This window comes from Limnohabitans sp. (genome assembly GCF_044373035.1).
Lineage (GTDB): Bacteria > Pseudomonadota > Gammaproteobacteria > Burkholderiales > Burkholderiaceae_C > Limnohabitans_A.
The window spans coordinates 1-8864 of the sequence record NZ_JBILQU010000106.1; the positions used below are offsets into that span (position 1 = coordinate 1).

Genomic DNA, 8864 nt, shown 5'->3' on the forward strand with positions numbered 1-8864 from the left:
GGTGTTCTGCAGTTCCGGCAGGCCGTTATTTTTTGCTTTTGAAGCGCGCGATGGCCTCTTTCAAATCTCTAAATTCTTCGCAAGAGAAAACACAGGCTTTGTCCAAGCGCGCCAACATCTGTTCGGCGCCTGCAAGGTCGTTCTTCATGAGAAAGAGTTCGCCGTAGTACTCCAAAGCGCCCCTGTGTTTGGCATCAATCTTGAGCGCTGCTATATAAAAGCGCTCGGCTGCGGCCAAATCTGGGGGGGATTTTTTGCGCTGTGCATAGCCCAGCAGATTATTCCAATCGGCTGAGTTGCTTTGGTTGGCTGCCTCCAGCGTACTGATGGCGGCTGAATAATTGTTGGCCTTGATTTCTTTTTGGGCTTGAGCTTGCCAAGATGACGCCGACTCTGAAGGGCCGTAGTCAGCCGCATGCGCAAGCACAACACAGGCGGCCAATGCCAAGGCTAAGATTTGTTTGGTTTTGCGCATGATGTAAATCCCCAAAATTTGGACATGATAAAGCCGTGAGCAAGGGCCTGATTTTCAGGCCGTCACCATGCCTTGATGCCGCAGCAGCGCATCCAGGCTCGGCTCGCGGCCCCGGAAGGCCTTGAACGACTCCAGCGCTGGGCGGCTGCCGCCAGCCTCCAAAATGGCTTGGCGGTACAGGCGTCCGGTTTCCACGCTGGGCGTGCCGTCGGCGGCGGCGGTTTCTTCAAAGGCGGCGTAGGCATCGGCGCTCAGTACCTCGGCCCATTTGTAGCTGTAATAACCCGCAGCGTAACCGCCTGCAAAAATGTGGCTGAAGGTGTTGGCCATGCGGTTGAAGGCGGGTGGGCGCATGACGGCGACTTCGTCGCGAACCTGTTGCAAGAGCGGCATGAAGTCTTGCGCCGGGTCGTGTTCTGAATGCACCAGCATGTCGAACAGCGAAAACTCGATCTGGCGCAGGGTTTGCAAGCCGCTTTGGAAGTTTTTGGCGGCCAGCATCTTGTCGAACAGGGCGCGCGGCAGGGGCTCGCCGGTTTCCACATGGGCCGTCATGTGGCGCAGCACCGACCATTCCCAGCAGAAATTTTCCATGAACTGGCTGGGCAGCTCGACCGCATCCCACTCGACGCCGCTGATGCCCGAGACGTCACGCTCGTTCACCTGCGTCAGCATGTGGTGCAGGCCGTGGCCAAACTCGTGGAAGAGGGTGATGACGTCGTCGTGCGTGAGCAAGGCAGGCTGGCCGTTCACGCCTTCGGCAAAGTTGCACACCAGGTGCGCCACGGGCGTTTGCAGCACGCCGGTGTCGGGGCGCTGCCAGCGGCCGCGCACGTCGTCCATCCAGGCACCGCCGCGCTTGCCGGCGCGGGCTGGGGGGTCGAGGTAGAACTGGCCCACCAGTTGGCCTTCGCGCTCGATGCGGTAAAAGCCCACGGCGCGGTGCCAGACCGGCGCTTGGTCGGCGCGGATGTTGACTTCGAACAGGGTTTCGATGATCTTGAACAGCCCAGCCAGCACTTTGGGGGCGGTGAAGTATTGCTTGACCTCTTGTTCGCTGAAGCTGTAGCGCGCTTCCTTGAGTTTTTCGCTCAAATAAGGCACGTCCCAGGCGTTCAGCGGGCCGTTCAAGCCCAATGCATTGCTGGCAAATTCGCGCAGATCGGCCAAGTCTTTTTCGGCAAAGGGGCGGGCTTTGGCCGCCAGGTCACGCAAGAAACTGGTGACTTTTTCGGGGGACTCGGCCATTTTGGGCACCACCGAGACTTGGGCGTAGTTGTCAAAACCCAGCAGACGTGATTCTTCTTGACGCAGCGCCAAAATTTCTTGTATCAAGGGAGTGTTGTCGAAATGCTTGAAGTCTTCTGGGGCCTGGTCTGAGGCTCGAGTCACATAGGCTTTGTAGAGTTGTTCGCGCAAAGCCGTGTTGTCGGCGAACTGCATCACGGGCAGGTACACCGGCATTTTGAGCGACAGGCGGTGGCCTTCTTGGCCTTCTTTTTGAGCGGCGTCGCGGGTGGCCTGAACCACGTCGGCGGGCACGCCTTGGAGCTGTTCTGTGCTCACGTACAGCGCAAATTTGTCGGTGGCGTCCAAAGTGTTTTCGCTGAACTTTTGAGTGATCTCGGCCAGCCGTTCCTGGATGGCGGCGTAGCGCTCTTTGGCTGTGCCCTGCAGCTCGGCACCGCCCAGCACAAAGCCGCGCAGGGCGTTTTTGCGGGCTTGCGTTTGTTCGGTGTTGAGGCTGGCGGCGTCAATGGCTTTGTATTTGGCATACAGACGCTCGTCGCTGCCCAGGCGCGTCCAGAACTCGGTCACGCGGGGCAGGGCGGCGTTGTAGGCGGCGCGCAACTCGGGGGTGTCGGCCACGCTGTTGAGGTGTGAGACGGCGCCCCAGGCCATGCCCAGTCGCTCGGTGCTCACGTCCAAGGTGCTGGCGATGGCTTTCCAGTCGGCTGGAAAGTCGGTGGCGGTCACGGTGTCCAGCGCCTTTTCGGCGGCGCTCAGCAGTTCGTCCAAGGCCGGGGCCACATGATCGGGGGCGATGCGGTCAAACAGGGGCAGGCCAGAGGTGTCGAGCAAGGGGTTGGTCATGAGGCTTCCAGAAGTCGGTTCAGTCTATCAATGCTTTGTATCACTTGGTGGCGCGCTCGGCAGCTTCAAGGGTGTTGACCAGCAGCATGGTGATGGTCATGGGGCCGACGCCGCCGGGCACGGGGGTGATGTGGCTGGCGACTTGTTTCACGCCTTCAAAGTCCACGTCGCCACACAGTTTGCCTGCGTCATTGCGGTTCATGCCCACGTCCAGCACCACCGCGCCGGGCTTGACCATGTCGGCCGTGAGCACGTTGCGTTTGCCCACGGCGGCCACGATCACATCGGCTTGCAAGGTCATGGCCTTCAGGTCGGGGGTGGCGCTGTGGCAAATCGTCACGGTGGCGTTTTGTTGCAAGAGCATCAGCGCCATGGGTTTGCCCACAATGTTGCTGCGGCCAATGACCACGGCGTGTTTGCCGCGCAAGTCGTAGCCAATGCTTTCGAGCATTTTCATGCAGCCGTAAGGCGTGCAGGGCCAGAAACCGGGCATGCCGGTCATCAAGGCCCCGGCGCTGGCGATGTGAAAGCCGTCCACGTCTTTGGCGGGGCTGATGGCTTCGATGACTTTTTGGGCATCGATGTGTGCGGGCAAGGGCAGTTGCACCAGGATGCCGTGGATGCTGGGGTCCATGTTCAGGGCTTCAACCCGGGCCAGCAGGTCGGCTTCGGTCATGGTGGCTTCGTACTTCTCCAGCACCGAGTGCAGGCCGCTGTCTTCGCAGGCCTTGACCTTGTTGCGCACATAAACCTGGCTGGCCGGGTTGTCCCCCACCAGCACCACGGCCAGACCGGGCGTCACACCCTTGGCCTTGAGGGCTTGGGCCCGGGCGGCGACTTCGGTGCGCAGTTGTTTGGAGAGCTGGTTGCCGTCGATGAGTTGGGCTGTCATTTTTTAAAAATAGAAAAGTCAGAGAGAAAATGCAAAACGCCCGACTGATGCGGGCGTTTCAAAGGGCTTGTGGGGATCAGGCTTTTGGGGCGTTTTGCCCGAGCGCGATCTTGAGCAAATCGGCCACGGTGTTGGCGTTGAGCTTTTCCATGATGTTGGCGCGGTGCGCTTCCACCGTCTTGATGCTGATGCCCAGATCGTCGGCGATCTGTTTGTTCAGGCGACCGGCGACGATGCGTTCGAGCACCTGGGCTTCGCGTCCCGTGAGCTTGGACAGCAGGGCATCCCGGCTGACCGCTTGCTGGTAACCCGCAAACGCCTCACGGGCTTCGTCCAGCATTCGCTCAACCAGGCCCAGCAATTCTTCTTCCTTGAAAGGTTTCTGGATGAAGTCCATCGCCCCTTTTTTCATGGTCGTGACCGCCATGGGCACGTCGCCATGGCCAGTGATGAACACGATGGGCAGGGGCGATTTGCGCTCGATCAGGCGGTCTTGCAATTCCAGACCGGTCATGCCGCCCATGCGGATGTCGGCGATCAGGCAGGCCACTTCACGTGGGTCGTAGCGGCTGATGAAGGACTCGGCACTGTCAAAGCAACGCACCCGGTAATCCTTGCCTTCGAGCAACCACTGCAAGGAATCGCGCACCGCTTCGTCGTCATCGACAACATAAACCGTGCCTTTTTTCGGTATCAAACTCATTGGTTTACCTCAGTGGTTTGTTGTGTGATCAGTGGGTTTCGACCGGTATCCAGAAGGAAAATCGACATCCTGTCACTTCGGCAGAATTGTAGAGGTTCTCGGAAGTGATCCTGCCCTGGTGGGATTCGATGATGCTGCGGCACAAATTGAGGCCAATGCCCATGCCTTCCACCTTGGTCGAGAAAAACGCCTCGTACACCCGCTCGGTGTCTTCCACGGGCAAGCCCTGGCCGGTGTCAGTCACCGAGAACTCGACCACCGATTGCTGGCCGAGTTGTTTGGGCACGATGCGCAATTCGACCTGGCGCTGCCCTGCAGGGCGCTGGGCGTTGTCGATGGATTCGGCCGCGTTCTTCATCAGGTTGATCAGCACCTGCTCAATCAGTATCGGGTCCACCATCAGCTGGGGCAGCCGGGCGGCCACATGGTGGGTCAGGCGCACGTTGCGCCGACGCATCTCGATCTCGGCCAGCTCCAGCGATTCGCTGACCATGGCCGAAACGTCAGACAGCGTGCGGTTGGGCTCGCTGCGTTTCACAAAACTGCGGATGCGCAAAATGATCTGTCCGGCTCTTTGGGCCTGACGGGCCGTTTTGTCGAGTGCCGCCAACAGGTCTTCTTGATTGACTTGCTGTGTCTTGATGCGTGAAATCATGCCGCTGCAGTAATTGCTGATCGCTGTCAGCGGCTGGTTCAGCTCATGCGCAACGCTGGACGCCATCTCGCCCATGGTGATCAGGCGGCTGGCGTTCTGGGCGCGTTCAGCTTGTTGCTCGGCCAACTCTTCGGCTTGGCGGCGCGGCGTGATGTCGCTGGCGATCACCATTTGCGCCAGACGACCGTCGGCCCAGTTGATGTAGCGCGAGCGCACTTCCAGCCACTTGCCCAGATCGGGCAAAAATATCTCTGTGTTGCCCGTGGAGGCAATCGTCAGGCTTTCGGTGGGTAATCCCGCCAGGTCATCGACATCTTCGGATGCTTGCTCGCCGCTGTAGGCACCCGCCTCCTGAACCAGGCGCAAATGGCCTTCGGTGTTCTGTCCAAACCAAAGCCGGTAGAGTTTGTTGGCAAACAGCAATTCTTGGCTGCCCAGCGGGGCCACCGAGACCGAGGCGTCGAGGGCTTCGAGCACGATGGTGAAGCGCTCGTGCGAGCTGGCCAGTTGTTCGCGAATCCGGTTGGGCTCGGTGATGTCGGTCATCGAAGTCATCCAGCCGGTTTGTTTGCCCGTGGCATCGATCAGGGGTGAAACGTACATGCGTGAATCAAACAACTGGCCGTTTTTGCGTTTGACGCGCACCTGAAAACCACCCGCCGAGTGTTGGCCGCTGATTTCTTCTTCCAGCCGCTTCATGAGCAACTCGCGGTCTTGGTCGGGCCAATAAGGAAAGGGCGCTACGGCCCCGACCAAGTCGGCCTCGCTCCAGCCCGTCATCTGGCAAAAGGCGGGGTTGACGTAGGTGATGCGGCCGCGCAAGTCCAGGGCGCGCATGCCCGTGAGCATGGAGTTTTCCATGGCGCGGCGAAAATTGGTTTCGGCCACCAGGGCCTTTTGCGCCTGCAGCCGCCTGCGGGTGTGACGCCAATTGCCGATCAGCATCCAGGCGGTCATCACGCTGAGCACGTTGACCAGCCAGAAAAGACCGCTGCCCACCAAGCCTTGGGAGGTGCGCCAAGCCTGCGCCCGCAGGACCAGGTCGTTACCCACAGGGGAAACTGGGACCTCGTAATCGTTGTTGCGCCTGCCGCTGCCCGGCAGCACCCACCACATGGCGATGCGTTCGGGAATGACCTGGCCGGCCAACAAACGGCTGCTGCCGTCTTGCAGGGCCACCGCGTACTTGGCCAGCACCTCGGTCGGTATGCCGTAGCGCAGCAGGCCTTCCATGCTGTATTCGGCCAGGATCACCCCGCTGAAACGCCCTTGGTCGGTGGTCAAGGGGGTGTGCAGTTGCAGCACCGACATCTGGGTGTCGCGGTCTGCCTCGGCATCGTGTTGGCCATAAATAGGCTGCATCAGGTCGCGAGCGAGACTGAAATGGCTTTCGGTTTCCCCAATTTTCAGCACCGTGCCCGCGCGCAGTTGCTGACTGGGTGAGATGCTGGAAATGCTCTGGTTGGCCACGATGCGGCGGCGGTCATCGATCCAGGTCAATGACAAAAATTCTGGGTATTGCTGCACCAGGGCCTCGGCCCGCGATAAAAACTGATCGGCGCGGATTTCTTTGTTGGACACATCCCGCGCAAGGCGCATGACTTGCTCTTGCCGCTCCAGCAAGCGCAGGCGCAGGCGCTGTTGGGCGTATTCCACGTCGCGCTTGATGGCTTCTTGCTCCCGCTCAATTTCTTCCACCCGCAAATACCAGAACGCACTGGCAATGGCGGCCAAAAAAAGCACCACCGCAGCCACTGGGGTCAGGTTGGCGAAACGGTCTTGCCGATTTGGCGATTGACTGCGCCACCATGACAGCCACCAGGCCCACGGCCCGACTTTGGTCACGACCGATGTTGCTTTGTTCAATTCCATGGCCTGAGTTTAGAGGACAAGGCTTGGCAACCTGATTTCCAATGAATTCATAAATTGACGTTTTCTTTCCTGATATTTTCATAATGCAAAACATGTGTGCACTATTTGAAATTTTTTGGAAATCGTGGGAAAATTCAGGCATCATTTAAACAAGACACCCTTTTCAGGAGACAAACATGACAGCGGCAACACCACAACAACCGGGCCGTGACCTGGACGCCCAAGAGACCCGTGAATGGATGGACGCCCTGTCCGCCGTGATCGAAAAAGCGGGTCCTGCGCGCGCTCACTTTTTACTGGAAGAGCTGCTGGAAGAAGCCCGTCAGCACAGCATCGATTTGCCGTTTTCGGCCACCACGGGCTACGTCAATACCATTGAGCCACAAGAAGAAGAGCGCTCGCCCGGCAACCTGGAAATTGAAGAGCGCCTGCGCGCCTACATGCGCTGGAACGCCATGGCCATGGTCGTTAAGGCCAACCGCCACAACCCCGAAGACGGCGGTGATTTAGGTGGCCACATTGGTTCCTTCGCCTCTTTGGCCAGTTTGTTTGGTGCGGGTTTCAACCATTTTTGGCACGCTGAGAGTGCCGAGCCTGGAAAAGAACACGGCGGTGATTGCCTCTACATCCAAGGCCACGTATCTCCTGGCGTCTATGCCCGCGCCTACCTCGAAGGCCGCTTGACCGAAGAGCAGTTGCTCAACTTCCGCCAAGAGGTCGACGGTAAGGGTTTGTCCAGTTACCCACACCCCAAGCTGATGCCCGAGTTTTGGCAGTTCCCCACGGTGTCCATGGGGCTGGGCCCCTTGATGGCGATTTACCAGGCGCGCTTTTTGAAGTACCTGCACGCCCGTGGCATTGCCAACACCGAAAACCGCAAGGTCTGGGTGTTCTGCGGCGATGGCGAGATGGACGAGGTCGAATCCTTGGGCGCCATCGGTTTGGCCGCCCGTGAGAACCTGGACAACCTGGTCTTCGTGGTCAACTGCAATTTGCAACGCTTGGACGGCCCTGTGCGAGGCAACGGCAAGATCGTGCAAGAGCTTGAAGGCGAGTTCCGTGGCTCGGGCTGGAACGTCATCAAGCTGCTGTGGGGCTCCGGTTGGGACCCTTTGCTGGCCCGCGACAAAGAGGGTGCGCTCAAGAAAATCATGATGGACACGCTGGACGGCGACTACCAAGCCATGAAAGCCAACGATGGCGCCTATGTGCGCAAACATTTCTTTGGTCGCGACCCGCGCACCCTGGAAATGGTCTCCAAGATGTCTGACGAAGAAATTTTTGATCTGCGCCGCGGCGGACATGACTCCAAAAAGGTCTATGCCGCTTTCCACAAAGCTGTGAATCACACAGGTCAGCCCACGGTGCTGTTGATCAAGACCGTCAAAGGTTTTGGCATGGGCAAAGCCGGCGAGGGCAAAAACAACGTGCACCAGACCAAGAAGCTGTCGGACGAGGACATCAAAGCCTTCCGTGACCGTTTCAACATCCCGGTGCCTGACAGCGAGCTGTCCAAGATTCCGTTTTACAAGCCTGCGGACGACACCCCCGAAATGAAGTACCTGCACGAGCGCCGCAAGGCCCTGGGCGGCTACTTGCCCCATCGCCGCACCCACAGCGATGAGAGTTTCACAGTGCCGTCGCTCGATACATTCAAGTCGGTGATGGAGCCCACCGCCGAAGGCCGTGAAATCTCCACCACCCAAGCCTATGTGCGCTTTTTGACCCAGCTGTTGCGCGACCAGGCATTAGGACCGCGCGTGGTGCCGATTCTGGTGGACGAAGCCCGTACTTTCGGTATGGAAGGCCTGTTCCGCCAGATCGGTATTTACAACCCTGCAGGCCAGCAGTACACCCCGGTCGACAAAGACCAGGTCATGTACTACAAGGAAGACATAGCCGGTCAAATTCTGCAAGAAGGCATCAACGAAGCCGGCGGCATGTCGAGCTGGATTGCGGCGGCCACCAGCTACAGCACATCCAACCGGATCATGATCCCGTTCTACGTGTACTACTCCATGTTTGGCTTCCAGCGCATTGGCGACTTGGCCTGGGCTGCGGGCGACATGCAGGCACGCGGCTTCTTGCTGGGCGGCACCTCGGGCCGCACCACTTTGAACGGCGAAGGCCTGCAGCACGAAGACGGTCACAGCCACATCATGGCCAACACCAT

Annotated in this window: 6 protein-coding genes; 1 reads left to right on the plus strand and 5 read right to left on the minus strand. The window is 59.1% G+C overall.

Annotated elements, in window-relative coordinates; all coding sequences use genetic code 11:
- Window positions 1-25 precede the first annotated feature (25 nt).
- From ACIQ47_RS13070 to ACIQ47_RS13090, 5 genes are all read right to left on the minus strand, one after another.
- A complete protein-coding gene (locus ACIQ47_RS13070) occupies window positions 26-475 on the minus strand; it encodes a hypothetical protein (protein WP_396438534.1) in 450 nt (149 codons plus the stop codon).
- 54 nt (window positions 476-529) lie between these two features.
- Window positions 530-2569, minus strand: coding sequence for a M3 family metallopeptidase (locus ACIQ47_RS13075; RefSeq protein WP_396438535.1), 2040 nt, complete (start codon window positions 2567-2569; stop codon window positions 530-532).
- A gap of 40 nt (window positions 2570-2609) precedes the next feature.
- Window positions 2610-3461, minus strand: a complete 852-nt coding sequence (folD, locus tag ACIQ47_RS13080; protein ID WP_396438536.1) for a bifunctional methylenetetrahydrofolate dehydrogenase/methenyltetrahydrofolate cyclohydrolase FolD — start codon at window positions 3459-3461, stop codon at window positions 2610-2612.
- Window positions 3462-3537: 76 nt separating this feature from the next.
- Window positions 3538-4164 carry a response regulator transcription factor gene (locus ACIQ47_RS13085; protein WP_396438537.1) on the minus strand — a complete coding sequence of 209 codons (627 nt, stop codon included), beginning with the start codon at window positions 4162-4164 and terminating at the stop codon, window positions 3538-3540.
- Window positions 4165-4192: 28 nt separating this feature from the next.
- Entirely contained in the window at window positions 4193-6691 is a 2499-nt protein-coding gene (locus tag ACIQ47_RS13090) for a PAS domain S-box protein (RefSeq protein WP_396438538.1), read from the minus strand.
- A gap of 176 nt (window positions 6692-6867) precedes the next feature.
- Here ACIQ47_RS13090 and aceE point away from each other — a divergent pair.
- Window positions 6868-8864, plus strand: a 1997-nt coding sequence (gene aceE, locus ACIQ47_RS13095; protein WP_396438539.1) for a pyruvate dehydrogenase (acetyl-transferring), homodimeric type, incomplete at its 3' end; no start/stop codon positions are given.